At 40.6% G+C, this 26322-nt stretch carries 30 protein-coding genes; all 30 read right to left on the bottom strand.

All coding sequences use genetic code 11. The features are described 5' to 3' along the window. Positions 1-16 precede the first annotated feature (16 nt). Positions 17-1114: a protein-glutamate methylesterase/protein-glutamine glutaminase gene (locus JI665_RS03765; RefSeq protein ID WP_211202421.1), complete on the bottom strand. Its 1098-nt coding sequence runs from the start codon at positions 1112-1114 to the stop codon at positions 17-19. A gap of 6 nt (positions 1115-1120) precedes the next feature. After that, on the bottom strand, positions 1121-1993 hold the full coding sequence (locus tag JI665_RS03760) for a MinD/ParA family protein (protein ID WP_206836440.1): 873 nt from the start codon (positions 1991-1993) through the stop codon (positions 1121-1123). Next, entirely contained in the window at positions 1990-3138 is a 1149-nt protein-coding gene (flhF, locus tag JI665_RS03755) for a flagellar biosynthesis protein FlhF (RefSeq protein WP_206836437.1), read from the bottom strand. Before flhF ends, JI665_RS03760 begins: the two co-directional genes overlap by 4 nt. Continuing rightward, positions 3135-5171 carry a flagellar biosynthesis protein FlhA gene (gene flhA, locus JI665_RS03750; protein WP_206836434.1) on the bottom strand — a complete coding sequence of 679 codons (2037 nt, stop codon included), beginning with the start codon at positions 5169-5171 and terminating at the stop codon, positions 3135-3137. Before flhA ends, flhF begins: the two co-directional genes overlap by 4 nt. A 193-nt stretch (positions 5172-5364) precedes the next feature. Continuing rightward, complete coding sequence (gene flhB / locus JI665_RS03745) at positions 5365-6450, bottom strand: flagellar biosynthesis protein FlhB (protein WP_206836429.1); 1086 nt, start codon at positions 6448-6450, stop codon at positions 5365-5367. Position 6451: 1 nt separating this feature from the next. After that, entirely contained in the window at positions 6452-7228 is a 777-nt protein-coding gene (gene fliR / locus JI665_RS03740; RefSeq protein WP_206837652.1) for a flagellar biosynthetic protein FliR, read from the bottom strand. Between the two features lie 4 nt (positions 7229-7232). After that, entirely contained in the window at positions 7233-7502 is a 270-nt protein-coding gene (gene fliQ, locus JI665_RS03735; RefSeq protein ID WP_009330744.1) for a flagellar biosynthesis protein FliQ, read from the bottom strand. Positions 7503-7519: 17 nt separating this feature from the next. Next, positions 7520-8185 carry a flagellar type III secretion system pore protein FliP gene (fliP, locus tag JI665_RS03730; protein WP_206836426.1) on the bottom strand — a complete coding sequence of 222 codons (666 nt, stop codon included), beginning with the start codon at positions 8183-8185 and terminating at the stop codon, positions 7520-7522. After that, on the bottom strand, positions 8178-8864 hold the full coding sequence (locus JI665_RS03725; RefSeq protein ID WP_206836424.1) for a flagellar biosynthetic protein FliO: 687 nt from the start codon (positions 8862-8864) through the stop codon (positions 8178-8180). Before JI665_RS03725 ends, fliP begins: the two co-directional genes overlap by 8 nt. A 26-nt stretch (positions 8865-8890) precedes the next feature. Next, positions 8891-9253: a response regulator gene (locus tag JI665_RS03720; RefSeq protein WP_206836421.1), complete on the bottom strand. Its 363-nt coding sequence runs from the start codon at positions 9251-9253 to the stop codon at positions 8891-8893. Positions 9254-9271: 18 nt separating this feature from the next. Beyond that, positions 9272-10570 carry a flagellar motor switch phosphatase FliY gene (fliY, locus tag JI665_RS03715; protein WP_206836418.1) on the bottom strand — a complete coding sequence of 433 codons (1299 nt, stop codon included), beginning with the start codon at positions 10568-10570 and terminating at the stop codon, positions 9272-9274. After that, entirely contained in the window at positions 10560-11558 is a 999-nt protein-coding gene (fliM, locus tag JI665_RS03710) for a flagellar motor switch protein FliM (RefSeq protein ID WP_206836413.1), read from the bottom strand. Before fliM ends, fliY begins: the two co-directional genes overlap by 11 nt. A 40-nt stretch (positions 11559-11598) precedes the next feature. Continuing rightward, entirely contained in the window at positions 11599-12027 is a 429-nt protein-coding gene (fliL, locus tag JI665_RS03705) for a flagellar basal body-associated protein FliL (RefSeq protein ID WP_206836411.1), read from the bottom strand. Next, positions 12014-12235 (bottom strand): flagellar FlbD family protein, encoded by a 222-nt coding sequence (locus JI665_RS03700; protein WP_206836406.1) that lies wholly within the window; start codon positions 12233-12235, stop codon positions 12014-12016. The genes fliL and JI665_RS03700 overlap by 14 nt, the downstream gene beginning before the upstream one ends. A 54-nt stretch (positions 12236-12289) precedes the next feature. Continuing rightward, positions 12290-13474 carry a flagellar hook protein FlgE gene (locus tag JI665_RS03695; protein ID WP_206836403.1) on the bottom strand — a complete coding sequence of 395 codons (1185 nt, stop codon included), beginning with the start codon at positions 13472-13474 and terminating at the stop codon, positions 12290-12292. An 83-nt stretch (positions 13475-13557) separates the two neighbouring features. Further along, complete coding sequence (locus JI665_RS03690; protein WP_206836400.1) at positions 13558-13944, bottom strand: TIGR02530 family flagellar biosynthesis protein; 387 nt, start codon at positions 13942-13944, stop codon at positions 13558-13560. 18 nt (positions 13945-13962) lie between these two features. Further along, positions 13963-14601 carry a flagellar hook assembly protein FlgD gene (gene flgD, locus JI665_RS03685; protein WP_206836397.1) on the bottom strand — a complete coding sequence of 213 codons (639 nt, stop codon included), beginning with the start codon at positions 14599-14601 and terminating at the stop codon, positions 13963-13965. A 12-nt stretch (positions 14602-14613) separates the two neighbouring features. Then, entirely contained in the window at positions 14614-15870 is a 1257-nt protein-coding gene (locus tag JI665_RS03680) for a flagellar hook-length control protein FliK (RefSeq protein WP_206836394.1), read from the bottom strand. 29 nt (positions 15871-15899) lie between these two features. Beyond that, positions 15900-16511: a MotE family protein gene (locus tag JI665_RS03675; RefSeq protein WP_206836389.1), complete on the bottom strand. Its 612-nt coding sequence runs from the start codon at positions 16509-16511 to the stop codon at positions 15900-15902. 8 nt (positions 16512-16519) lie between these two features. Continuing rightward, positions 16520-16963 carry a flagellar export protein FliJ gene (fliJ, locus tag JI665_RS03670; protein ID WP_206836386.1) on the bottom strand — a complete coding sequence of 148 codons (444 nt, stop codon included), beginning with the start codon at positions 16961-16963 and terminating at the stop codon, positions 16520-16522. Positions 16964-16966: 3 nt separating this feature from the next. After that, positions 16967-18283, bottom strand: coding sequence for a flagellar protein export ATPase FliI (gene fliI, locus JI665_RS03665; protein ID WP_206836383.1), 1317 nt, complete (start codon positions 18281-18283; stop codon positions 16967-16969). Further along, positions 18280-19065, bottom strand: a complete 786-nt coding sequence (gene fliH, locus JI665_RS03660; protein ID WP_206836381.1) for a flagellar assembly protein FliH — start codon at positions 19063-19065, stop codon at positions 18280-18282. The genes fliI and fliH overlap by 4 nt, the downstream gene beginning before the upstream one ends. Beyond that, positions 19049-20065: a flagellar motor switch protein FliG gene (gene fliG, locus JI665_RS03655; RefSeq protein WP_206836377.1), complete on the bottom strand. Its 1017-nt coding sequence runs from the start codon at positions 20063-20065 to the stop codon at positions 19049-19051. Before fliG ends, fliH begins: the two co-directional genes overlap by 17 nt. A gap of 12 nt (positions 20066-20077) precedes the next feature. Next, positions 20078-21682, bottom strand: coding sequence for a flagellar basal-body MS-ring/collar protein FliF (gene fliF / locus JI665_RS03650; protein WP_206836374.1), 1605 nt, complete (start codon positions 21680-21682; stop codon positions 20078-20080). Between the two features lie 133 nt (positions 21683-21815). Next, complete coding sequence (gene fliE, locus JI665_RS03645) at positions 21816-22121, bottom strand: flagellar hook-basal body complex protein FliE (RefSeq protein WP_206836372.1); 306 nt, start codon at positions 22119-22121, stop codon at positions 21816-21818. Between the two features lie 12 nt (positions 22122-22133). Beyond that, positions 22134-22586, bottom strand: a complete 453-nt coding sequence (flgC, locus tag JI665_RS03640; protein ID WP_206836369.1) for a flagellar basal body rod protein FlgC — start codon at positions 22584-22586, stop codon at positions 22134-22136. Positions 22587-22588: 2 nt separating this feature from the next. Then, a complete protein-coding gene (gene flgB, locus JI665_RS03635) occupies positions 22589-22984 on the bottom strand; it encodes a flagellar basal body rod protein FlgB (RefSeq protein ID WP_206836364.1) in 396 nt (131 codons plus the stop codon). 429 nt (positions 22985-23413) lie between these two features. Beyond that, positions 23414-24193 carry a GTP-sensing pleiotropic transcriptional regulator CodY gene (gene codY / locus JI665_RS03630; RefSeq protein ID WP_206836360.1) on the bottom strand — a complete coding sequence of 260 codons (780 nt, stop codon included), beginning with the start codon at positions 24191-24193 and terminating at the stop codon, positions 23414-23416. A 138-nt stretch (positions 24194-24331) separates the two neighbouring features. Then, positions 24332-25735: an HslU--HslV peptidase ATPase subunit gene (hslU, locus tag JI665_RS03625; RefSeq protein ID WP_206836357.1), complete on the bottom strand. Its 1404-nt coding sequence runs from the start codon at positions 25733-25735 to the stop codon at positions 24332-24334. A gap of 18 nt (positions 25736-25753) precedes the next feature. Then, entirely contained in the window at positions 25754-26296 is a 543-nt protein-coding gene (gene hslV / locus JI665_RS03620) for an ATP-dependent protease subunit HslV (protein WP_009330767.1), read from the bottom strand. Between the last annotated feature and the right edge of the window lie 26 nt (positions 26297-26322).

Below are 26322 nucleotides of genomic sequence, written 5' to 3'. Positions count from 1 at the left end.
CCTGCACCCCTCGGCTTTAAACAAATTTCAATATGGATTCTGCTATACGTTCAATATTCTGCACATCATCTGCCAGACCGGACTCAACCACTGCTCTCGGCATTCCAAATACAATCGATGTTTCTTTTGATTCAGCAATGGCCTTTACTTCAACGTTTTTCTTCATTGCCATCAGGCCATTTTTTCCATCTGCACCCATTCCTGTCATGATAACAGCAGTTATTTGAATCCCATTAATTTCACCTAATGACTCAAACATCACATCAACCGAAGGCCTGTGTCCGTTCCTTGGCGGTGAATCATCCAGATGAATAACAAGATCATTGCCTGATCTTACTGCAGTCAGATGAAAGCCACCTGGAGCTATATATGCCGTGCCGTTCTGAAGAATATCCCCTTCCTCAGCTTCCTTTACCGTTAAATCTGATAAACCGTTTAATCTGATTGCCAGCGATTTCGTAAATCCGGCAGGCATATGCTGTACAACCAGGACCGGTGCACTAAGATTTCCAGGAAGGTCACTCAGCACTCTTTGAAGAGCACGCGGTCCGCCTGTCGAAGTACCTATGCAAACTAGCTTTCTGAGATTTGAGTTCGGTATGAAAGCAGATCGGCTGATCTGTATAGATTGACATGGTTCTATTTTACTATAATTTTGCTGAAGTACGGCAGATTTTTTTCCAATAGCTGAAAATTTAACCAGCCCTTTCAAATTAGCATTGCTCGCCTGTACTATTTTTTCAGTTAATTCAGTTTTTATTTTATGCAGGTCCAGTGAGATTGGACCTGATGGCTTCGCAATAAAATCTACTGCACCATATTCCATAGCTGTGAGGGTGTTTTCAGCTCCTGCCTTCGTGGTGCTTGAAAGCATCACTACAGGGACCGGCATGGTCTTCATGATAATTTTGAGAGCTTCCAGGCCATTTAAAACCGGCATTTCAACATCCATGGTTACTGCGTCAGGATTTAATTCTTTTATCTTCCTTAGTCCCTCTTCCCCATTTCTGGCTGTACCGACAACTTGAATTCTGTCATCTTCAGAAAGGAAATCCGCTATCAGTTTTCTCATAAAGGCTGAATCATCTACTACAAGCACTCTGACTATCTTCATGCTGATTCACCCCCTATTAAAAAGAAATTTTTTCAGTTTTGTAATAAATTGGGCAGAATGGAGTTCACCAGTATGGCCGATAGGCCTTCCGCCAACTTTCTCAGTCATATTCCGAATTGCTTTCGAAGCCGCTGAATTCCCTTGATGCAAAATGAAAGGGACTTGCCGTTTAACAGCCTGCTGTAAGCTGCGATCATCCGGAATGATTCCTAAGAGGTCAGCTTTCCTCCCTAAAAATCTTGAGACGACAGCAGAAATCCTCTTATACGTTTCCTGCCCTTCTCTCTCTCCTTCAGATCGATTAATGACCAAATGAAATGGAATATTATCATCCAAAAGATGTATATGCTTCATTACTGAGTATGCATCAGTGATAGACGTTGGTTCTGGTGTAGTAATAACCGCAATTTCCTGGACTGAGAGTATGAACTTCGCCGATTCTTCTGTAATGCCAGCACCCATATCAAAGATGATATAATCATAATTTTGAATGAGATCAGCAAGTTCTCCTGTGAATCTGGAAATTTGCTCATCATCCAGTTTCACAAAATGCGAAAGGCCAGACCCTCCGCCAATATAGTCAAGTCCCTGAGGTCCCTCAGAAATAATATTTTTCAGTGGGATATTTTTTTCTAAAAAGTCAGCAATTGAATATTTAGCCGACCTTCCCATTAGAATCTCAATATTTCCCATACCAATATCCAAATCGAATAACAATACCCTGTGCCCGTTTTTGCATAGGGAAATGGAAAAATTCAATGAAAAATTAGATTTCCCTACTCCCCCTTTTCCGCTTACAACTGCTATTGTTTTAAATTGATGATTTCGGCTGTCTACTTCTTTCAGCCTGGCTCTTAGCCTTTCTGCCTGATCGTTCATTTCTTATTCCCCATTAGTTGATTAACAATAACCTCTGGCCCTGCCATCAGGATATCATCAGGAACATCCTGTCCATTTGTAATATAAGCAGCACCTTTTTTATATTTGTGAATTATGTTATACATGGAACCATAAGTTGAGGTTTCATCTGCCTTTGTGAAGATAAGCTTATCAATGTCTATAATGGAAAACTGGTTATAGATATCTTCCATATCCTTTTGTTTCGCGGTAAGCGAAAGCACTAAAAAGGTTTCCATATCATTCTCAAAATCAATGACATTCTTTAAATCTTCTACATACTGTTTGTTTCTGAAATTCCGCCCTGCTGTATCAATTAAAACCAAGTCATATTCTTTCAGTTTATCGGCTGCATGTCTGAAATCTTCTATTGTGTAGCAAACTTCCAAAGGTACATTCAGGATACTTGCATAGGTTTTTAATTGATCGATTGCTGCTATCCTGTATGTGTCTGCTGTGATAAATGCAGCCTTTTTTTTATGTTTAATTACACACTCTGCTGCCATTTTTGCCAATGTAGTAGTTTTTCCTACACCTGTTGGACCTGCTACATTAATATATTTTTTGCTGAAAGAAATCCCACTGAATGGAATATCCTCAATTTGCTTTATTAGTTCATCGTGCAGCCAGGCCATTATTTCAGAATCCTTAGCGTTCCCTTTGCACAGATACCACTTTTCCATTAGCCCTTGAAGCACCAGATCCTGTACGGACTTTTCAATTTCCTGCTCATCAAGAATGAACAGGACTTCTCTTATCGCTTCAGGGTAAACAGTACCTGCCTGCTTTGTACTGGTCAAAGATGACATCATCTTTTTCAGGCTGCTTATCTCCCTAATCAGCTCATCTGAAGTTTTCGAACTGGAAAATTGAGCTTCTCTTTCATTCCACTTGTTATGGTCTGATGGAGACGGAACCGCAGCAGGCTTTACTGCTGGCTTTTGCTCTAATTCCTGATTCGAGTCTACCGCGGCCATCACTTCAATATTCCTCTTCTTAAAAAAACCTAGGACTCCGCCGGTAAATACTATTCTTGAATTTAGAATTACAGCATCCTTGCCTAGCTCCGCACGGATTTGTTTCATCGCATCAGGCATCGATGCTGCCATAAACTTTTTTACCTTCAATCAATATTCACCACCCCGACACTTTGAACTTCCGCATTTGCTTCCAGTTCGTTATAGGAAAGAATCGGTATTTGCGGAAAATACCTTTCTGTTAATTGCCTTACATACATTCTGACTGCAGGAGAACAAAGGACAATTGGCGTCTGCTCCATCAGTGAGAGCTGTTCTACCTGCGATGCAATGGATTCCAGGATATTCTGCGATACCGTTGGGTCCATGGATAAATAATTGCCATGCTCTGTCTGCTGAACGCCTTCTGCAACCATTTTCTCGACTTTCCCTGATAGGGTTACGACTTTTATGGAGTCACCCTGCTGTGAAAACTGGTTAGTAATTTGTCTGGCCAATGCCTGGCGGGCATACTCGGTAAGAAGGTCAGTATCACTGGTAGACTTTGCAAAATCAGCAAGTGTTTCAAAAATAACCGGTAAATTCCGGATGGAAACATTTTCCCTTAATAATTTTGCAAGTACCTTTTGAACTTCACCCACTGCCAATGGGTTTGGGGTCACCTCGTCAACAAGGATAGGATAGCTTTCCTTGACATGGTCAATCAGCTGTTTTGTTTCCTGGCGGCCTAATAACTCATGGGCATTGCTTTTAATTACTTCTGTAATATGAGTAGACACAACAGATGGCGGGTCAACGACTGTATAGCCAAATATTTCTGCCTGCTCTTTCATTTCTTCTGTTATCCATTTAGCTGGCAGACCAAATGATGGCTCAATCGTATCAATACCTTCGATGCTATCATCTTCTATACCAGGACTCATGGCTAAATAATGATCGAGCAGAAGCTCGCCGCGTGCCATTTCATTTCCTTTTATCTTCAATCTGTATTCATTCGGCTGCAGCTGAATATTGTCACGGATCCTTACCACAGGTATGACAAGCCCTAACTCGATTGCCAGCTGCCTTCTGATCATAACAATCCTGTCCAGAAGGTCGCCGCCCTGATTTGTATCAGCAAGTGGAATTAGCCCATAGCCAAACTCGAATTCAATTGGATCTACATTTAAAAGGTTAACCACACTTTCAGGACTTTTCATTTCGTCGGTTTCAATTTCTTCTTCCATCTCCAGCAATTGTTCCTTATCAGGCTGAGGAGTCCTTGCAATCGTGTAACCTCCGAAAATCATTAAACCGCCAATCGGCAAGGTTAGTACGAGCCCGATTGGAGTCAGTAAGCCTAAAAGAATAATAGTACCGCCAGTAACATATAACATTTTCGGATAAGCAAACAGCTGGGAAGTAATATCTTTACCAATATTTCCATCAGATGCTGCCCTTGTTACCACAATACCCGTTGCAGTGGATATTAACAGTGCCGGGATTTGGCTGACAATTCCGTCACCAACCGTTAGCGTCGAGTATTTCATGGCTGCCTCTCCAAACGGAAGTCCGAGCTGCATCATCCCGATGACCACACCGAATAGAAGGTTAATTAGAGTTATAATGATCCCGGCAATAGCGTCACCTTTTACAAATTTGCTGGCACCATCCATCGAACCGTAAAAATCAGATTCACGGCTGATTTTTTCGCGGCGTTCCCTGGCTTCATGCTCAGAAATCATACCTGCATTCAAATCTGCGTCGATACTCATTTGTTTACCTGGCATCGCGTCAAGTGTAAAACGCGCTGCTACTTCGGAAACCCTCTCAGATCCCTTAGTAATGACGATAAACTGGATAATGATGAGTATTAAGAATACAACGAGACCGACAATGACGTTTCCCCCTGTTACGAAAGAGCCAAATGTTTCAACAACTTTCCCTGCTTCCCCTTCTGATAGAATGGATCTGGTCGTAGAAACATTTAACCCAAGCCTGAATAAAGTCATTAACAATATTAATGAAGGAAAAATGGAAAATTCGAGCGCTTCCTTCATATTCATGGCTGTCAGCAAAACCATAAGTGCAAGCGCAATATTAATAATGATCAGTACACTTAAAAGCCAAGGCGGAAAAGGAATAATAAGCATGGCTACTATTAGAATTACACTCATCAATACTGATAAGTCTCTTACTTGCATCGAAACTCTCTCCTTACAAGAAAAGCGCAAGTGCCTTGCTCACCCCCGACACCTCGAGGGGGTAGGCGCTGGAGCTAGACAGTTATCACAGTTCAAAGATCAATACTTTTTTTATTTCACAAAAAGCGAAAACGCCTTGGCAGCCATTCAACAGCTCCCTAAGACCAGCTATTTCTAATAAATATTTCTCTGGTTAAATTTTGTTTTTGGTTCTATACACATAAGCTAAAATCTCTGCGACAGCTTTGAAAAATTCCTCAGGGATGGCCTGCCCTATTTCCGCCTGGCTGTATAGTGCCCTGGCAAGCGGCCTGTTTTCAACAGCAATCACATCATGTTCCTTGGCAATTAATTTAATTTTTTGGGCAACAAAGTCAACGCCTTTCGCTACCACAATGGGGGCATCACTTTTGGATTCATCATAGCTCAGGGCAATGGCAAAATGAGTTGGATTGGTGATGACCACATCCGCTTTAGGGACTTCCTGCATCATCCTTCTCATCGCCATTTCCCGCTGCCTCTGTTTAATCTTGGATTTAATTAATGGATCCCCTTCAATATTTTTGTGCTCATCTTTAATATCCTGTTTTGACATTCGAATGTTCTTTTCAAAATCATATTTTTGATATAGATAATCCAGCACGGATAAAAACAAGAGTGCCGCTGAAGCAATCAAACCCATTTGAACGGTCAGGCTGGCAAGAGTGGCCATCGCCGTTCCAACCGATTTTTGAGAGAGAATTAATATTTCATCTATTCTTAGCCATAAAACAGCAAATGCAGCGACACCCACAAAAGCTATTTTGAGCATCGACTTCAACAGCTCCACAATTGCTCTCATGGAAAAAATCCGCTTGAATCCTTTTATTGGATCCAGTTTCTCCATTTTAGGCTGTATAGCTTCTGTTGAAAAAAGAGTGCCCACCTGCATGAAGTTTGCAGCAATACCCGCCAGCATAGCAACCAGCATGATTGGACCTAAAAAAAGAACCAATTCCTTTAAGACATCGAGAAAGATTACCTGTATATTCGCCTCCGTCAGCGGCATCATCATATAATCATTAAATGAGTGCGTAAAAATATATAGGATGATATTCTTCAAATACGATCCGGCAAACAGCAGAAACAGAAACACCGCAATTAGGACGATGGCTGTATTTACATCCTGGCTTTTTGCTACCTGTCCCTTTTTTCTGGAATCCTGCCTCTTTTTCGGAGTGGCTTTTTCTGTTTTTTCTCCGGAAAAAAGCTGAAGATCTAAAGAGAGCAAAAAATTCATTCTAAGAACCTCCCATAAGCTCCATAAGCCCTCTCATTGTCTGCAGCATCGTTTCAAACGCAAGGGATACAGCATACATTAATATGCTCATTACAATGATTATAACAATAAAACTTACGCCAATTTTCAAAGGAAGGCCGACGACAAAAACATTTAGCTGCGGAACTGTCCTTGCAACAATCCCTAATGCGACATCTACAAGAAATAGACTGCCGACAACAGGAATGGACATCTGAAAGGCAATAACGAACATCGTATTCAGGGCTTTTATAACATATTCAGCCATATCCTCATCCCCAAAAGAAATCCATGCCTGATCCAAAGGGATAAAATGATAGCTGTAGAATACTCCATCAAGCATTAAATGGTGCCCATTGACAGTTAATAGAAAAAAGAGAGCTATCGTATACAAATACTGGCCCATTAATGGACTTTGTGCACCTGTTTGAGGATCAATCACATTTGCAATGGCAAAACCCATCTGGAAATCAATGAATCCCCCGGCAATTTGAATCGCAGAAAGAATCAAATACGCTATAAATCCGACCATCAGCCCTACTAATGCTTCTTTAATTATTAAAAGAAAATAAGTGCCGTCAATTTCAATCACTGGCACGTCCATTCCCAGGAACATTATCCATGCCAGAAAGAAGCCAAGGCCGATTTTATGTGCAGCCGGAATGGATCTGTATGAAAAAAGGGGCATCATTAAAAAGAAAGATGTCACCCTAACAAAAATAAGTAAAAAGGCAGGAAAAGAAGGCAGGAAATCTAACATGTCATCAGCCAACAAACCTGGTCAAATTAGAGAAAATTTCATTTGCATAGGAGAGCATATGGCTAAGCATCCAGGGCCCAAAGAAAACAACACCTACTAGGACTGCTACGATCTTAGGAATAAATGCCAGCGTCTGTTCCTGAATTTGAGTTGTTGCCTGAAAGATGCTGACAACCAAGCCGACTACTAGAGCCAGAATTAGCAAGGGACCGCAAATCATAAGTACGGTAATAATTCCTCTTTCTGCAATGGATATAACGGTTTCTGGAGTCATTCTGAATGTTCACCTGCTTAAAAGCTTTGTAAAAGGGATTTAACAACTAAATACCAGCCGTCTACAAGTACAAATAATAATATTTTAAACGGCAAAGAAATCATGACTGGTGGAAGCATCATCATCCCCATGGACATTAATACACTGGCGACAACCATGTCGATAACGAGAAATGGAATAAAAATCATAAAACCAATTTGGAAAGCTGTTTTGATTTCACTGATGGCAAACGCCGGAACAAGACTCGTAAGCGGGATATCTTCAATGGAAGATGGCGTCTCAGCCCCGGAATATTCAAGAAATAAAGCCAAATCTTTCTGTCTTGTGTGGGCACTCATAAACTCTTTAAAAGGAATTGAAGCTTTGTTATAAGCTTCTTCCAGATTTATTTCTTCATTAAATAAAGGTGTTAAAGCCTGTTCGTTCACTTCCTGCATTGTCGGTGCCATTACAAAAAATGTCAGGAACAAGGATAAGCCGATTAAAACTTGATTCGGTGGCATCTGCTGAGTAGCCAGCGCCGTTCTGACAAAGGAAAGAACGATGACAATTCTTGTGAAACACGTCATTAAAATTAGAATACTTGGCGCGAGAGAAAGTACCGTCAGCAATAAAAAAAGCTTCACAGATACAGATACATTTTCAGGAGAACTGCTATTAAAAAACTCCATGAATTCATTCATCTTTCTTCTGGCCCTTTCTTTCTAACTCATCAAACAGTTTCTTTCTGCCCTTTTTGATCTCATCCAGCTGAATACCGAGCAGCGAGCTGAAGTTCGGGCTGCCTTGCTTGCTTCCTTCTGTTTGCTGTGTTCTTTTCATCACCTTTGTCACAATATCGCTTGGACGGATAAGCTGTTCCAGTTTGTCATTATGTTCTTTGATGATTTGACTGTATTCTTCCGAATCGTCTATTTCTTTTAACAGCTGAATATTTTCTCCTACCCCTACTACAAAAATGCGATTTCCCACTTTTATCAGCTGAACTGACCTGTTCGCACCTAAAGCTGTACCACCGAGGTTTTCAACTAACTGCGACCTGTTATATACCTTACTTTTTTTGTTAATGAACTTTAGAAGAGCATACAAAAGTCCGATAGTGAAACCTGTTGCTAAAATCATCTTTATAAAGTCCCAGAAAGTAAGACCAATTTTGCCGCTTTCATCCTGCTGAGTCTGCTCTTCGTCTGTCTTTGAATCTTTTGATTCCTTTGTTTCCTGCTTTTCGCATTCCTTGGGATTTTCCATACATTCTTTAACACTATTATTCAATTGCTCTGCCTGGGCCAGAGGCTGCACGCCCGGCAGAACAATTGAAAACAACAGCAGCAAAGAAATTACTTTCTTTACATTCAACACCATTTTGCACCCTCTAAAAAGAATTATCACTAGCCCAAAGTTTTGCCGATTGCCTCAAGTACCCTATCAGCCTGGAAAGGTTTTACGATAAAATCCTTGGCACCTGCCTGAATGGCATCAATGACCATTGCCTGCTGGCCCATAGCAGAACACATAATGACTTTTGCACTCGGATTTAATTTTTTGATTTCTTTTAGAGCTGTAATTCCATCCATTTCCGGCATGGTTATATCCATTGTGACAAGATCAGGCTGAGTTTCCTTATATTTTTCAACAGCTTGTGCACCGTCAGCAGCTTCACCCACTACCTCATAGCCATTCTTGGACAAAATATCTTTTATCATCATTCGCATAAAAGCTGCATCATCAACTATTAATATTTTATGTGCCATTTTAATAACCCCCGCTTATCATCTTAGTTTTTTTATTCTGTCGCTCTGGCTGATAATATCTGTAACCCTCACACCAAAGTTTTCATCAATGACAACCACTTCACCCTGTGCGATTAATCGGTTATTAACCAGAATGTCAACAGGTTCCCCTGCCAGTTTATCCAGTTCAATAATCGATCCGGAAGACAGTTCAAGAATTTCTTTAACGGAGCGTTTGGTCCTTCCGAGTTCGACCGTTACCTGAAGCGGTATGTCCAAAAGCATATCTAAATTCTTTGTTTCATTCTCCTGCATGTGGTATGGTTCAAAGCTCGAAAAAGCAGCCGGCTGTACATTCGGCTGCACTCCATTTGAATAAGAGCCTCCGAAATGCTGCGGACCGGATTGCTGAGCCTGGTTTTGAGCCGGTATATAGCTTTGATTGTTTGATGCCTGATTCATAACTGGCGGTGAATATGCCGTCTGCTCTCCGGAATAACCTGTTTGACTGTATGGCTGGTCAAATCTGACTGAGTGTACTTCATTTTTCTGATCAAACGAAAGCTGGCTTTCCTGATAATCGGGCTGTACTTGAGCCGCTGTCTTCTCATCAGAAACAGCGCTATCTTCTGGAAGATCCTGACCCGGATTTAATAATTCATTAACTAGGCTTTTTCCAAATTCCAGAGGAAGCAGCTGCATAATATTCGAGTCGATCAGACTTCCTATTTTTAATCGGAATGAAATTCTTATTAGCATGTCATCAGCAGGAACTCGATCAGCACCTTCTCCCTGCGGCAAATCGAGAATATCAATTGCCGGCGGTGAAATATCAACCTTTTTTCCAAAGATGGTTGACATCGAAGTTGCTGCAGAACCCATCATCTGGTTCATTGCCTCCTGAACCGCGCTTAACTGAATTTCCCCCATTAGTTCAGCCGGATTGGTTCCATCTCCCCCAAGCATCAAGTCAGCAATGATGGCTGCATCCGACTGCTGAATTACAAGCAAGTTGCTTCCGAAAAAACCTTCTGTATAATTCACCTGAATTGCTACATAAGGATGTGGGAATTCCTCAGCTAATTTCTGACGCAAGACAACTGAAACAGCTGGAGTTGTGATATCAACTTTCTGATTCAATAACGTAGACAATGCTGTTGCAGAGCTTCCAAAAGAGATATTGCCGATTTCCCCTAACGCATCCTGCTCCATATGGGACAGATAATCTTCGGTTTGAAAAAATGCTTCATTATAACTTTCTGTTTCATCGCTGTCGTCAGCTGCTCCCCTTAACAGAGCATCAATTTCATCTTGTGAAAGCATATCATCACTCATCATCCTCATCTCCCCCTTTCACTGTGTCTAAAATTTGCACGGCCATTTTTTTGTTCAATTTTCCAGGCTGACCGATGAATTTTGGAATATTCCCGACTTTAATAGTGAGCGACTGGTCAATTCCCTGATTTAACTCAATGACATCACCAATATCTAGAGATAGGAAATCCTGAATGGCTATGTCGGAACTGCCGAGTTCACATATGACTGGAACTTCCGCTTTATGAATATTTCGTTCAAGCCGGGCAATGACCTCAGGCTCCCTTTCCTTTTTGTCAGTCTGCATCCAATAATGTACAGACAGCTTGGGAATTATTGGCTCAAGAACGACGTGAGGTATACATATATTAATCATCCCGCTCGTTTCCCCAATAGTCGTGTTTAATGAAATAACGACGACTGTTTCATTCGGTGAGACCATTTGCAGAAATTGCGGATTCACCTCAAAATCAGCCAGAAGCGGATCAATATCCGCGATTGTGCTCCAGGCTTCCCTTAGGTTTTCAAATGCCCTTTCAAATGTAGCAGACATGATTTTTGTTTCAATTTCTGTTAAGTTGTCAACTTTATTTATGCTTGTCCCCCTGCCGCCCATCAGCCTGTCCATCATGGCATAGGCTACATTTGGATTCACTTCCATAAGAATTCTTCCATCCAGAGGCGGCACTTCGATTACATTAAGTATTGTCATTTTCGGAATGGACCGGATAAATTCCTCATATGGTATCTGATCTGCAGAAGCAACCGATATCTGCACATAGGTCCTCAGCTGGGCAGAAAAAAAGGTGGTTAAGAGCCTGGCAAAATTCTCATGTATTCTTGTTAAACTGCGAATTTGATCTTTAGAGAATCTTAATGCTCTCTTAAAATCATAAACTTTTACTTTTTTCTCTGTTTGTTCTTTTTTCAGCTCATCTGCATCCATTTCTCCGGTAGAGAGAGCGGAAAGCAGTGCATCAATCTCGCTTTGCGATAAAACCTCACCTGACATGAATCCTCACCTCCATTTATTGCAGTTAGTTATTTGATTATCACTGGAGGAGAGATTCAGTAATGTACACCTGAACGATCTTTCCTTCTTGCATTAAACCGTTAATTTTGGTTTTCAAATCTTCCTGCAGCTTGATTTGACCTTCTTTCCCCTGTATATCCTCAGCTTTCATTTCAGACAATTCCTGAATGATAAGGTTTTTCACCTGAAAATCTCTTTTCTGCAATTCCTCTTTAGCTTTTTTGTTTTCAGTCTGGATTTTAAAAGAAATCCTGATATAATCATCACTCGCTAAATTGGCTGTTATTTGCGGGATATCAACAGAGGCTTCCAGTACATCATCAATGGTCGGCTCTTTTGTTTCATCATCACCCGAAAATTTCATTACAATCACCAGGGCAATAGCTCCTACAAGTGTGATCGCTACAAGCATCATTAACATTATCATTAACAGCTTATTGTTCTTCATTTTCATTTCCCTCCGCCAGCTGCCCCAGAAGATTAACAGATTGATAGAATCCTAAAATCGATTGCATTACTTGATCTTCAGATTCTTTTACAACATACTTCTTTCCATTAGTGAGCGTAATCGTCGTATCTGGAAAAGATTCTACTGTTTCTATGTACAAAGCATTTAATACAAATGATTTGCCGTTCAGGCGAGATACTTTAATCAATGTCATTTCCAGGGCTAAAGAATTCTGTGCCTTCAGCCCTGACCCTCCTTTAGATTATCGTTTTAAATTAACAAGCTCCTGCAGGATTTCATCTGATGTTGTAATGATGCGGGTATTAGCCTGGAAACCGCGCTGAGCTGTAATCATTTCAGTGAATTCTTCTGAAAGGTCTACGTTGGACATTTCCAAAGAGCCCGAAGCAATTGAGCGCCGTCCTTCACCTGCTACGTTGATATTTGCCGTACCTGAGTTAATAGATTCCTGGAAAAGATTATTTCCAGATTTTGTAAGACCTGAGGTGTTACTGAATTTCGCTAAGGCTAAGACACCAAGTGTCCTAACTAAACCATTTGAATAAACACCATTTATTTCACCCATTGCTCCAATGTTGAAACTCTCAAGAGAACCCTCAGTATTTCCATTAGGGTTAACTAACGCATTTGATTGATTCCCATTTTGCACAAGTTTGGATATATCAAGAGTTATTGTATCTGGATTTCCAGAACCATCTAAATCTAGTGGCCATGTTATTGGCCCAGTAGGAGGAGTGTTTTGAAAGTTAATATTTCCGGCACTCGTTCCATTAACTGAAACATTCCATTGGTTCGCAACGTTTAATTTCTTAAACGTAACCTCCACTGTATGGGAAACACCCTTCGAATCGACTACTTTTATTTGTTGCATATACTCGTAGTCTTCAGTAGCAGTCGCACTTAGTGCCCCCTCAATAGGAATATTTGAAGTAGGTGTTGGTGACATAATAGAATTTACATTTACTGCAATATCTCCTAATTGATTTGTTACATCTCCTGTTGCTGGATTAACTCCATAAGCTTGGACTTTAAGGCCATCTGCATTTACGAGATTTCCATTATCATCTAGATAAAAGTTACCGGCCCTAGTATAAAATTGTGCATCACCCTGTCTTACAACAAAATAACCATCACCATCAATCCCCAGATCCAATGAGCGGCCGGTGGTCTGCAAACTTGATCCAGTATGAATCGTATCAATAGTTGCAAGTGTTGTACCAAGTCCAACCTGCATCGGGTTCTTACCACCGCGATTATCCTGTGCGGCACTTGCTCCAGAAATTGTCTGGCTCATTGTATCTTTAAACGTTACGCGGCCCTTTTTATAGCCGAATGTATTTACATTCGCAATATTATTCCCAATGACATCAAGCTTCGTCTGAAAATTTTTCATTCCGCTTATTCCTGAGTACATCGAACGTAGCATATCTTAAATGGCTCCTCTCTTTATTGGCTGCTTCTGTCAGTCCGCAGCCCAGGCTTCCTTTATGAAGGTCCAGCCTTGTTTATTTAATCAAGAATAATAGTTCCATTAATGTTGGTGAATATTTGAGCACCTGCTTCTTGTCGATCCATAGCAGTAATTACAGTATTGTTTTTTGCGCTGACAACGAGTGCCGCATCCTTTAGTATTACAAGGGATTCATTTACGCCCATCTTTTTTGCTTCATGGATTTTATTTTCAATTTGCTGCCAGCGGTCGCTTGTAATTTCTATGCCTCTTTGGTTCATCCGCTGTTCAGCATGCTTGCTGACAATTAGTGTGCTGTTATTTTCCAGGGCAGTCTGTAAATGTTTTGAAAAACCATTTTGCACCTGGTATGCTGCAGGAACAGCTTTTGCCTGTTTGGTGACTACATGCTGTGTATGGATCGGACGAAACATCAATTTATCCATCCAACCACGCTCCTTTGGTTATTCGACACCTATAATTTGTGACGCTGTTATACTCTTTTCTCCATCATCTAATTGGAAAAGTGTCTTGCCGTCTCTAAAAGAAACTGACTTGATTAGGGAAGTAACCTCTTTATCATTAGCATCCAAAAAAGTAACCTTTTTGCCAATCATCAAACTCGCCTGCAGTATATGACTATCATTTGATGCTTCATTTACTTCTGAAATATTTGCTGGTTCCAGATTTGTGCCGTCTTCTAAGATAAATACAACACTATTATTCTTAAACTGAATAGAAGCTATTTTCCCTCTGCCCTCTTCAATTGTGGGAGGCTGAGTTGGATCATCTGACTCTTTAAGTTTATGCCATGTAACATCCTTCCCCACAAATTGATTGTATGAAATTAATTGATTTTGCTCATTGGCTTGAACAAACTTCTCCATCGTCTTATTCATATTAGTCATTTGCTCCAATGACGAAAAGGTTGCCATCTGTGCAATAAAGTCCTTGTCCTGCATAGGGTTCATAGGATCCTGGTTTTGCAGCTGTGTCATTAGAATCTTAAGAAAATCATCTTTGCCTAATATATCTGAGCCCGTTTTGCGGTTTTGGCTTTGGTAGTTTGATAGCATTAGGGAAGAATCTATTGTGTTTGCCAATTACTATCACTCCTATGCTTCTGTATTAAGAAGGGCTTCTTCAAAAGAGCTGTTAAATTCACTCTCAGGCTGCTGCTGATTATTTTCATTCTTGTTCTGCTGATGTTTCTGTTCCTGCTGCTGGGGGTCCCTGTTAAAGGAGCGATCCTGCTGCGTCATTTGCTGAGAGATTTCAATTCTCTCAATCTGAATGTTTTGTGAACTGAAAGCCTGCTTTAGGCCATTAATATGTGAATCAAGAATTTCTTTTGCTGAACCAGTTGATGTAAGAATCCTGGCAATCATCGCAGAGTCCTTTTGAATAATCTCTATGCGCAGCGCTCCGAGATGGTCAGGATTCAGCTTGATAAACAACTTTTGTGTTCCTCCTGTTTTGAGAAAGCTGCTCTTGGATAATATGTTTTCAAATTGATGCATAAGCTGATCTGGACTTACTGTCCTTCCCTGCGGATTCAGCAGAGACATCTGTTCCGGTTTTGAAAATGATTGAACCTGAATAAATCCCTGCAAAGCAGTTTCCGGTCTGTTAATGATCTTAATGGCTGCCTGACCCGAATTTTCATTAGCTGAGTTATTTTGTGGCTTTGCAGAGTTTAATTCGTTTGCAAGCGGGGCAAAAACTTTTTGTATAATACTGCCTTTATCAACAGAAGTACTGTTTATTAACCCATCAATTTTTACCTGGACATAATTTAGAAATTCCTTCAGATTTATTTTGCTGCTGAAAAAATCCTTCTTTGCAGACAGAATGTCATACAATTTCAAAACTTTTAGTGCTCCGCTAAAATCTTTCCCTTGCAGGATGATACCTTCTTTTTGATCAAAATTTAAAATTGCTGAAATTAATAATTGGATTTTGCTGCCATCACCTATATCTTCTTTAGAATATACATCTTCAAGCTTTACACCTGGCAGAACCTGGTCCATAAAACCCTCCAGCATCTGCACCAATTCTTCCTGTGAAAGATTCAGCTGCTCTGAAATGACCTCTATGATGCCAGATTCTGTTTGAAAGGAAATCTTCTCCAGAAGCTCGCTTCCGTTTTCTAATTCGGTGATCTCACTCACTTTAAGAAACTCCATTAATTCTGTTAACTGTTCGATCTTTTCCTCATCAGCTGATGCAGGTAAGCTTTCTGCTTGCGGTTTGGCGGTTCCGGTTAAAGAAAAGAAAAGACTCCCAAAGCCAGTTCTGCTTGTATCTTGCAGAGATCTTTTAGCTTCGGATGAATATTGTGCCTGAATAAATCCTAATCCTCCGATTTGCACTTAAATTCACCTCCTCTCAAGACTTTTTGTTAATTATCCGATCCGCTTTTTTCTTTGGCAGCGGTCAGGAGTGCAGTATAACGTGCGGCATCCTCCGGGTTCATCTTCTCCATAATGGCGGCCAGCGTGTCAGAATTAACATTTGATAATATTCTTACAGCTTCCTCATCCTTCATCTCAGTTAAAATGGGTGCTGCTTTTTTAGCGGAAATATTTTCATAGGTCTTTACGATATCTTTAAATGCTCGCTTGTTTTCTTCCTTTATAGCCGTAAGCTCGCTGATTTCTTCTTCCAGCCTCTGCTTTTCGAGTCCTGCTCTTTCTAATTCCAGATCTTTGCTGTCAAGCTGGCTTTCCAGCTGAGATATCCTTGCTTCTCGATCTTTAACTTCTGCCTGCAGTCCGATGAGCTGCTCCTCCATTACCTCCTGCGAATGGGATTTATCCCCATCAATAACGGAAGCTAAAAATGGAACTTTTTGGCTATATTCTCTGGCTGTTTCAAAAATATTGTTTCCTGATAATGTGAAAACCAGCAGGGCCACTGTTATTCCGAAAAGAATCGGAATCAGGAAAGCGAATATAAACCATTGAAACCTGCTGGTTTTGGGTGTCTCTTGTTCTTCTGGCATTTTTTCCATTTAACCACCTAATTTCCCCGATTCATATACATCTGTATCGAGATATCATCCATTTGCCTTCCTTCTGCTTGCTTCATGTTTTCCAAAAAGCCAATTAAATCTTTTTCCTGCATCTTTTCATATTTCTTAACTTCAATATTCTTTTCCATTAGTTTTTCCTGCTGGAAATTCATTTGGGTTCGCGCATTGGCGACCATCTTTTGATAATGGTCAATTGTTTTCTCAAGACTGCTTACAAAATGCTGGTGATGCCTGATTTCCTGAACCGGAAGTCCTTCAGCCAGTCTTGATTGCTGATATTCCTCCAGATCTTCTTTCTTTTTCAGAAGATCGTACAGCTTATTGGCAGTTTCTTCAAATCGTTTGACAGCCTGATTGTATACATCAAACGCATGATCTTTTTCTCTTTCTTTTATCTTCAAGATTTTTTTGAACTTAAATTGATACTGCAATTTTTATTCCCCTTTTCCAGCTAATCCTTTTAATTGGCCGATGCTTTCCAAGATAGAAATTTTTTCATTCGTTTCTTGTTTCAAGAAAGAGATAATCGAAGGATACAACCGAATGGCTTCGTCTATTTCCATTGAGGACCCGCGCTTGTAGGCTCCAATATTAATCAAATCCTCTGCATTTATATATGTGCTCAGCATTTCTCTTACTTTTTCAGCTGATTTTATATGGGAGGCATCTGCAATATGGTTCATAACCCGGCTTACACTTTTCAGGACATTAATAGCCGGATATTGCCCTTTGTTCGCTAACGCCCGATCCAAAATAAAGTGTCCATCCAGTATTCCCCTGACTGTATCTGCGATTGGTTCATTCATGTCGTCACCGTCGACCAATACAGTATAAAATGCAGTTATAGAGCCATATTCGTTTGTTCCTGTTCTTTCAAGCAGTTTAGGAAGGACCGCGAAAACAGAAGGAGTATACCCTTTTGTTGTTGGCGGTTCACCGACTGCGAGGCCGACTTCCCTCTGTGCCATTGCAACCCGGGTTACTGAATCCATCATTAACATGACCTTTAAGCCTTTGTCCCTGAAATACTCAGCAATCGCTGTGGCGGTGTATGCCCCTTTAATTCTCATGAGTGCCGGCTGGTCTGACGTAGCTACCACAACAATGGACCTTTGCAGACCTTCCGGACCGAGGTCCCGCTCAATAAACTCCCTAACCTCTCTGCCCCTCTCCCCAATAAGGGCGATCACATTTAAATCTGCATTGGTATTGCGGGCTATCATTCCAAGAAGGGTACTCTTACCGACACCACTTCCCGCAAATATTCCGACCCTCTGCCCGTTTCCTACTGTCAGCAGGCTATCAATCATCCTTACTCCTACTTCAATAGGTTCTGAGATTGGCGGCCTTTTGAGCGGATTAGGAGGTGTTTGTTCAGTTAGAACCGGTGTCAAACCCTTTGGCAAATCCCCTCCATCGAGAGGCTGTCCCAGTGAGTCTATTGCCTGTCCTATAAGAGCTGGGCCAATTTTCACCTCAAGAGGTCCTGAGGTTGTCTCGACAAGAGAGCCTGGTGAAATATCCTGTACATCTGTATAAGGCATAAGTATCACATTCTCATTCTTAAAACCGACTACTTCCGCCTGGATCCTTCTTGTGCGCCCTTTGCCTATATGAATAATGCATACATCCCCAATAGAACTTTCAGGCCCTTGAGACTCAATCATCAAACCGACAACTCTTTTTACTCTGCCAAACCGCTTAAAGGTATCAATTTTTTCCACCTCGCTGATCAGCTGTTCAAGTTTCAATTTGGTTCACTCTCCAGCATCTCAAAGAGTTTTCTTTTTATTTCTTCAAGCTGGCTGTCAACACTGGCTTCAATTCGTCCATTTGCCGATTCAATTATGCAGCTTGTGTTGCTCAGTTCCTCATCGGGATAAATATATAAATCCGTCTCTTTTGGAAATACCCGGATTAGTTCTTCCTTATGGGATAGAATCAAATCATAATGCATAGGGTGTACATGGAGCTGAATCTCAGTGTACTCTCTCACTTCCTTTAGTGCTCTTTTTACTATAGAAAGGAATTGGTCGCTATTTTGATCTAGAACTTCTCCAAGAATTTTTCCTGCAACCTTTAATCCCAGATTTAGAATGGTCCTTTCTGATGATTCGATATGCTGCTTATAATCATGTTTGGCTGAGTTTACAACTTCTCTTGCCATATGAATCAGTTCACTGTATTCCCGGAGAGAGCTTTGTCTGCCTTCATCAGCGCCAGCAGCAAATCCTTCAGAGCGGGCTTCCTCAAGAACCTTTTGTTTTTCCTGTTCCAGCGCTTCAAGCTGCTCCTCCATTTGCCGAGTCTTTTTTTCTGAATCTATTCTCGCAGCATTTACAATCCTTTCAGCTTCCTCACGGGCACTGTTCATCATGGCTTGAAGCTCTTCATCTGTTCTATCCGTGTTTTGCTCAGATACATCTTCAATATGATTTAAATTGCTTTGCAGCAGTCTGATAGAAATGACTTTCTTTTCTTCTTTTGGCACTGCGGAAGTATATGATTTAATAAGCCTAGACAATAATATCATCCCCTCCGCCGCGAGCGACGATGATCTCTCCTGATTCTTCTAATCTTCGGATAATGCCGACTATTCTTGATTGGGCTTCCTCAACATCTCTTAATCTCACAGGACCCATGTATTCCATCTCATCCTTAAAGGTTTCAACCATTCTGGATGACATATTTTTAAAGACGATTTCTTTAACTTCATCACTGGACACTTTCAAAGAAAGCATGAGGTCCTCACTTTCACAATCGCGGATCACACGCTGTATGGCGCGGCTGTCAAGGGTAACGATATCCTCAAATACAAACATTCTTTTCTTAATTTCCTCAGCAAGCTCTGGATCCTGAATTTCCAGTGCGTCCAGAATGGTCCTTTCTGTCGCCCGGTCAACTCCATTAAGAACATCCACAACCGATTCAATGCCGCCGGTCTGAGTATAATCCTGTGTTACAGTAGATGACAGCTTTCTCTCAAGAATCTGTTCAACTTCATTGATAATTTCGGGAGATGTGCTATCCATAACGGCAATCCTTCTTGCAATATCCGCCTGCATTTCCTGCGGCAGCTCAGAAAGGATTTGCCCCGCCTGCGCTGGATCAAGATAGGACAATATCAATGAGATCGTTTGCGGATGCTCATTTTGAATAAAATTCAGGATTTGTGCCGGATCTGCCTTTCTGGCAAAATCGAATGGCCTTACCTGCAGAGAAGACGTCAGTCTGTTAATAATGGCCGATGCCTGCTCGGTACCGAGTGCTTTCTCGAGAACAGTTTTTGCATAACCAATCCCGCCCTGAGTGATATAGTCCTGTGCCAGGGCAATTTGATGGAATTCTTCAAGTATTTCTTCTTTAGCAAACGAATCAACTTTTCGGACTCCCGAGATTTCCAGGGTCAATTTCTCAATTTCTTCCTCGCTTAAATGTTTATAAACAGAGGATGCTACATCAGGACCAAGTGATATAAGAAGAATTGCCGCTTTTTGTTTACCTGTTAGTTCTCTTTGCTCTTTCTTTGGCATTTTTCATCCCCCTTAGTCTTCTGCGATCCAGGTGCGAAGCAGTTTTGCAAAGTCTTCAGGCTTTTCCTTCGCCATTTTTTCCAGCTGCTTGCGCCTCATTGTACTTTCGGTTTCATGCTCTTCATTCACATCCGGAAGATTGAATGTCTCTGCAGTTTGTTCTTCCATCTCTTCTTCCTGCTTCTGCCTCTTTCTAGCTTTAACAAAAAGGAAGATTAATAGAGCAATGATTAAGAGCAATACTCCGCCAATTGCATATATCCACCAAGGAATACTGGTGCTAGTCTCATTAGAAAACTCAACTTTTCCATTGAAAGGCTGTACTGAGACGACAATTTTGTCCTGGATTGCTTCGTCTGTTAATTCAGCATCAGCAGCATCCTTATTAATGGTTGTACGAACAACAGTCCCAAGTATTTGGGTAATATCATTAATTCTTTCCTGCGGAAGTGATGCAGGATCATCAGCTGTCGGCGGTTCCACCATAACCTGAATGCCAAGGTCCCTGACTTTATACGGACTTTCGACAATCTCCCTGCGGATTTTATTTACTTCATTATTAATTGTCTCTTCTATCCGTTCATAATCCCCATTAGAATTTCCGCTTTCCTGATAAGTAGCCGAATCAGTGCCTGCAGGTTCATCGCTGCCGCCAGCCGGAGTAAATCCTCCAGCAGCATCGCCATTGCCAGTAAACGTTTCCGTAATCTTTTGAGCACTAATAGCTATACCTTCCATATTTTCTTCATCAACAGGTGTAACGAGGTTTTCTTCTCTGTTTTCCTGGGTAAAGTCAATATCGGCGGTTACAGACACAACAACCTTATCCTGCCCCATTAAAGTGCCCAGCATATTCTGCACCTGCCGCTGTACATCGCGTTCTATCTCTTTTTTAATTTCGTGCTGAGCTGCAAAGGTGCTTTCCGGTGAAGAATTTTGTTTATTTTTTAAGTCAAAATACTCAAAAAACTGATTAGTAATGACGATATTATCTGTGGGAAGATTTGGTATACTTTTCGCCGCCAGGTGATAAAGCGCCTGGATTTGCGATTCTTCAAATTGGTAGCCTGGTTTTGTGTTAAGAACAATAGAGGCAGATGCTTCCTCAGAAGAATCATTTACAAAAATGCCTTTCTCCGGAAGGTTTATCATTACCTTGGCATCGTTTACTCCGTCGATCCCTTTCATCAAATTTGCCAGTTCAGTCTGCATTGCTTCCAGCTTTAGGACATTAAATTCGTTTTCGGTCATGCCAATGCCGGCATTTTGGCTGAAAAATGAATAATCAATACTTCCAGATTTCGGGATTCCTTCTGCTGCCAGTTCTACTTTCAGAGTATCTACTACCTCTTCAGGAACTTTAATCGTTGTTCCGCCATCTGCGATTTCAGATACAACACCCCTGGTATCGAGACTTTCTTTTATCGTCCCAGTCTCCGACGGTGTTAAGTTGCTGTATAGTGGAACGAGAGTAGTCCTGGTACTTAAGATGGCAGCAGCCGCAATCAGCAATATACATATTGCAGCAGCACCAATCATAAACGTCTTCTGTTTTTTAGTCCTGCTGCCCCAGTATTCTTTCACTTTACCTATATATCTCTGTAGCGTCTCATTCATCACAATCCTCCGGTTATTCTGTCTAAGCTAATAACCGCCTTAACTAGTTTTTAGCTTTAATCATTTTCATTCATTAAAAAATTGAAAAAACCTCACCATTCAGTGGATTCTTTCAATTTTTTAAATTTAAGAATTAGACTTGCATTCTCATCGCTTCCTGATAGGCTTCAATTACTTTATTTCTAATTTCCAGCGCAGCCTGCATCGTAATGCTTGCTTTCTGTGATGTAATCATCACCTGGTGAAGGTCTACGTTTTCTCCCTTTGCAAGCTTTTCAGTCATTACATCTGACTGAATTTGCGCATTATTTATTTTTTCAATTGATTGCTTTAAAACGGACGAAAAACTTTGCTGAGCATCGAATGCTGTATATGTATGAGTCTTTTGATTTTCAGCAGGCTTTAAAGCATTCACTGGCATAAAAGTTACAGTATTCATTTAAAGTTCTCCTTATTTGCCGATTTCCAAAGCTTTCATCATCATGCCTTTAGAGGCATTAAAAACAGTTACGTTGGCTTCATAAGATCTAGTTGCACTCATCAGATCCGTCATTTCTCTTAAAGGATCCACATTTGGCATTTCAACATATCCATTCTCATTAGCATCGACATGTGTTGGATCATAAACCATTTTAGTTGGCGTCTCCCGATCTTCTGAAATTCTTGACACCTTTACACCGTATCCTGGAGAGCTCCCGCCATTTCGGCTCATTGCCAAATTTAAAAAAGAAGAAAATTGGCCTTCTTTCGGTTCCAATACTACTGACTTCCTTCTGTAGGGTCCATCTCCATTCACACTTCTGGTAGAGTCCGCATTGGCCATATTTGAAGAAATTACATCCATGCGGAGCCTTTGGGCAGTAAGAGCCGATGCTGTGTTATTCATACTATGAAACATAGACATTACTATTTTCCTCCCCGCAATACATTTTGCAGACTGGAAAACTTCCCGCTTACTCGTTCAATCAATGCATTATAATAAATCTGATTTGTAGCAAGATCAGCCATTTCCTTATCTACATCGACGCTATTGCCATTATGATTGTAAGAAGCATTGCGTTTTGTCACTACACCTTGTCCTGAGGATGATGCATTCTTAAAGTCATAATGCCTGAAATCACTTTTGTTTGCTTCCATTGATCCATCTAGAGCGCTCTGAAAAGCCTCTTTAAAGCTTGCATCTTTCGCTTTATAGTTTGGAGTATCTGCATTTGCAATATTTTGAGATATTACCTTTTGCTTAAGCGAAGAGTAATCCAATGCTTGTTCTAATGTTGATATAGTGCCTGAAAACAGTTTCAATCATAACACCTCATATAAAACAATTTTATCTTGGTAATTTTTGTAGAAATTTGTTGATAATGGACAAAATATGTCATCATAAACATTATTGTAATGAATATGAAATAATATGTCTATGAACATAAGGTTAATTTTAATGATTCTTTTGTCCTATTTTCGACAAATCTTTTAAATATGCTGAAAGTTATATTGAATTTTTCAAATAATTACCAAAAACCCGCCATTTCATTCTCCCATCTAATTTTATCTTACATTCCGACAATAGGTCTTTTTGACCATACAAGATTAACACCACAATCGCAAATTATGTAAACTAAGACTAAAATACTTATAAAAAATGATAAAAATACATAAATTTACCAAAATTTAATGTAATCTATTTGTAATAAAAAAACCCGTCAATTAAGGACGGGTTTTTAGCGGACTATATTAGTTTGATTTAAGTTTTTCTAATTCCACCAGGAACTTATCGTTAAGAACTTTGATATAAGTACCTTTCATGCCTAATGAACGGGATTCAATAACTCCTGCACTTTCCAGTTTTCTTAGGGCATTTACGATTACAGAGCGCGTAATGCCTACACGATCAGCGATTTTCGATGCTACAAGAAGCCCTTCGTTGCCGTTAAGCTCTTCAAAGATATGCTCTATCGCTTCCAGCTCACTGTATGAAAGAGAACTGATTGCCATTTGTACAACCGCCTTGCTGCGTGCTTCTTCTTCAATTTCTTCAGCTTTTTCACGAAGAATTTCCATACCAACAACAGTAGCACCATATTCAGCAAGAATTAAATCATCATCATGGAACTGTTCCTGCAATCTGGCAAGAATTAATGTGCCCAGACGCTCACCGCCGCCAATGATAGGAACAATTGTAGTCAAACCATTTGCGAAAAGATCTTTGTTTTCAACCGGGAACGCAGTATATTCACTTTCTACATCCAGATTTGATGAAGTTTCCTGGATGTTAAATAAATTTTTAGTATATTCCTCAGGGAATTGGCGATCTGCCAGCATTTGCTTCATGCGCTCATTTTCAATTTGCTGGTTTACAGCAAATCCAAGCAGTTTACCTCTGCGGCTCACTACGAAGATATTTGCTTCGATTACTTCACTTAGTGTTTCTGACATTTCCTTGAAGTTAACCGGTTTTCCGGCAGCTCTTTGGAGCATTGCATTAATTTTTCTTGTTTTTGTTAATAAATCCATTATATTTCCTCCTATTTGCTACAACCCATAAACATATATTTTGTTAAGATTAATTATCTTATTGCTTATTGGATCATTCTTATAAAATTTTGGATACATTCCTCGTGTACCCTATGACCCGGAAAATTAAACAATGGGTCATAGAATAAACTGGCTTAGATCCTTGTTGCGGGAAATGGCTCCCAGTTTCTCCTCGACATACTGAGGAGTAATTGTGATTTTTTCCATTGTGATATCCGGTGCTTCAAACGATAAATCCTCCAGCAGTTTTTCCATGATGGTATGAAGACGCCTTGCACCGATATTATCTGTATTTTGGTTAACTTCGAATGCAAATTGTGCAATCCTACGAATAGCATCGTCAGAAAATTCAATTTGTATACCTTCAGTTACCAATAATGCTTCATATTGTTTTATTAATGCATTATCAGGCTCAACGAGTATTTTATAGAAATCATCAACGGTTAGCTTCGTGAGCTCCACACGGATCGGAAAACGTCCCTGTAATTCAGGAATCAGGTCTGAAGGCTTAGCCATGTGGAATGCCCCGGCAGCAATAAACAATACATGGTCTGTCTTTACAGAACCGTATTTGGTTACTACTGTTGAACCTTCTACCACCGGCAAAATGTCTCTTTGAACCCCTTCCCTTGAAACATCAGCCGAAGAACCGCCGCTATTTTTGCTGGCTATTTTATCGATTTCATCAATGAAAATAATTCCTGACTGTTCAGCGCGGAATACAGCCTCCTGACTGACTTCGTCCATATCTATCAGCTTTTGGGCTTCTTCATTTGTTAAAATCTTTCTCGCTTCCCGTACAGTCAGTTTTCTTTTTTTCCTTTTCTTTGGCATAAGGCTGCTCAGAGCATCCTGCATATTCATGCCCATTTGCTCCATACCTGAGCCCTGCAGCATGTCAAACATTGAAGGCTGCTGCTCTTCTACTTCTACGGTAATAACTTCATTTTCCAATTCGCCAAGTGTAAGCTTTTCTTTTATAATCTTGCGCTTTTCCTGGAGGTTTAAATCTTCTGTCTGATACGTATCCTGCTGCTGATCATTACCTCCGCCAAATAGCATTTCAAGAGGATTTTTATAATTAGCTGCCTTTTTGGAACCCGGTACGAGCAGTTCAAGAATGCGGCGGTTGGCACTTTCTTCGGCTCTTTCCTTTACACTGATCATCTTTTCTTCTTTAACCAAACGGACGGATGTTTCCACAAGATCTCTGACCATGGATTCAACATCCCTTCCTACATATCCGACTTCCGTGAATTTGGTTGCCTCCACTTTGACAAATGGGGCACCAACCAATTTAGCCATTCTGCGTGCTATTTCAGTTTTTCCGACTCCAGTCGGGCCGATCATCAGTATATTTTTAGGATTTACTTCATCCCTCAATTTTTCTTCAAGCAAGCTGCGGCGATAGCGATTTCTAAGTGCTACAGCAACTGCTTTTTTTGCATCTTTTTGACCGATGATAAATTGATCCAAACGCTCAACAATTTGGCGGGGAGTTAAATTTGTTCCTTTACCCATACAACAGCACTCCTTTTATTAGAGTTCTTCCACAATGATGTTGTGGTTTGTATATACACATATTTCCGCAGCCATTTCAAGCGAGGCCTTCGCAATTTCTCTTGCTGATAAGTGCTCGCCTGCAAATCTCTTTAAAGATCGTCCAGCTGCAAGAGCATAGTTGCCACCTGATCCAATAGCCAGAATTCCATCATCCGGCTCAATAACTTCACCTGTACCAGAGATAAGCAGCAGACTGTCGGTATTCATAACAATAAGCATTGCTTCGAGTTTGCGCAAAACCTTATCGCTTCTCCACTCTTTTGCAAGCTCAACAGCTGCTCTCTCAAGGTTTCCATTATACTCTTCAAGCTTTCCTTCAAACATTTCGAATAACGTAAATGCATCGGCTACTGAGCCTGCAAATCCAGCCAGCACCTTACCATTAAATAGCTTTCTGACTTTTCTTGCAGTGTGTTTCATCACAACTGCGTTTCCAAAGGTAACCTGGCCGTCGCCAGACATTGCACATTCTCCATTATGATGCACAGCAAATATTGTTGTAGCATGAAATTCGGACATGAAAGACTCCTCCTTTGGAGCATATT

The organism is Bacillus sp. NTK034 (assembly GCF_017303275.1).
In the GTDB taxonomy this organism is placed as follows: Bacteria; Bacillota; Bacilli; order Bacillales; family Cytobacillaceae; genus Cytobacillus.
Note: the sequence above shows the minus strand (reverse complement) of the source record. Positions and strands in the feature narration are given on the sequence as shown.

What these genes read in the sequence shown, in the direction of transcription:
- JI665_RS03690 (WP_206836400.1), bottom strand. Translation starts at nt 13,944, where the DNA reads ATGGATAAATTGATGTTTCGTCCGATCCATACACAGCATGTAGTCACC.
- JI665_RS03765 (WP_211202421.1), bottom strand. Translation starts at nt 1,114, where the DNA reads ATGAAGATAGTCAGAGTGCTTGTAGTAGATGATTCAGCCTTTATGAGA.
- fliG (WP_206836377.1), bottom strand. Translation starts at nt 20,065, where the DNA reads ATGCCAAAGAAAGAGCAAAGAGAACTAACAGGTAAACAAAAAGCGGCA.
- fliE (WP_206836372.1), bottom strand. Translation starts at nt 22,121, where the DNA reads ATGAATACTGTAACTTTTATGCCAGTGAATGCTTTAAAGCCTGCTGAA.
- fliR (WP_206837652.1), bottom strand. Translation starts at nt 7,228, where the DNA reads ATGTTAGATTTCCTGCCTTCTTTTCCTGCCTTTTTACTTATTTTTGTT.
- fliL (WP_206836411.1), bottom strand. Translation starts at nt 12,027, where the DNA reads ATGAAGAACAATAAGCTGTTAATGATAATGTTAATGATGCTTGTAGCG.
- fliQ (WP_009330744.1), bottom strand. Translation starts at nt 7,502, where the DNA reads ATGACTCCAGAAACCGTTATATCCATTGCAGAAAGAGGAATTATTACC.
- codY (WP_206836360.1), bottom strand. Translation starts at nt 24,193, where the DNA reads ATGGATTTATTAACAAAAACAAGAAAAATTAATGCAATGCTCCAAAGA.
- JI665_RS03695 (WP_206836403.1), bottom strand. Translation starts at nt 13,474, where the DNA reads ATGCTACGTTCGATGTACTCAGGAATAAGCGGAATGAAAAATTTTCAG.
- flgC (WP_206836369.1), bottom strand. Translation starts at nt 22,586, where the DNA reads ATGTCTATGTTTCATAGTATGAATAACACAGCATCGGCTCTTACTGCC.
- fliM (WP_206836413.1), bottom strand. Translation starts at nt 11,558, where the DNA reads ATGTCAGGTGAGGTTTTATCGCAAAGCGAGATTGATGCACTGCTTTCC.
- flhA (WP_206836434.1), bottom strand. Translation starts at nt 5,171, where the DNA reads ATGCAAGTAAGAGACTTATCAGTATTGATGAGTGTAATTCTAATAGTA.
- JI665_RS03720 (WP_206836421.1), bottom strand. Translation starts at nt 9,253, where the DNA reads ATGGCACATAAAATATTAATAGTTGATGATGCAGCTTTTATGCGAATG.
- fliF (WP_206836374.1), bottom strand. Translation starts at nt 21,682, where the DNA reads ATGAATGAGACGCTACAGAGATATATAGGTAAAGTGAAAGAATACTGG.
- JI665_RS03760 (WP_206836440.1), bottom strand. Translation starts at nt 1,993, where the DNA reads ATGAACGATCAGGCAGAAAGGCTAAGAGCCAGGCTGAAAGAAGTAGAC.
- JI665_RS03675 (WP_206836389.1), bottom strand. Translation starts at nt 16,511, where the DNA reads ATGGAAAAAATGCCAGAAGAACAAGAGACACCCAAAACCAGCAGGTTT.
- flhB (WP_206836429.1), bottom strand. Translation starts at nt 6,450, where the DNA reads ATGAATTTTTTGCTCTCTTTAGATCTTCAGCTTTTTTCCGGAGAAAAA.
- JI665_RS03725 (WP_206836424.1), bottom strand. Translation starts at nt 8,864, where the DNA reads ATGGTGTTGAATGTAAAGAAAGTAATTTCTTTGCTGCTGTTGTTTTCA.
- fliP (WP_206836426.1), bottom strand. Translation starts at nt 8,185, where the DNA reads ATGAATGAATTCATGGAGTTTTTTAATAGCAGTTCTCCTGAAAATGTA.
- hslU (WP_206836357.1), bottom strand. Translation starts at nt 25,735, where the DNA reads ATGGGTAAAGGAACAAATTTAACTCCCCGCCAAATTGTTGAGCGTTTG.
- fliH (WP_206836381.1), bottom strand. Translation starts at nt 19,065, where the DNA reads ATGATATTATTGTCTAGGCTTATTAAATCATATACTTCCGCAGTGCCA.
- fliY (WP_206836418.1), bottom strand. Translation starts at nt 10,570, where the DNA reads ATGATGAGTGATGATATGCTTTCACAAGATGAAATTGATGCTCTGTTA.
- hslV (WP_009330767.1), bottom strand. Translation starts at nt 26,296, where the DNA reads ATGTCCGAATTTCATGCTACAACAATATTTGCTGTGCATCATAATGGA.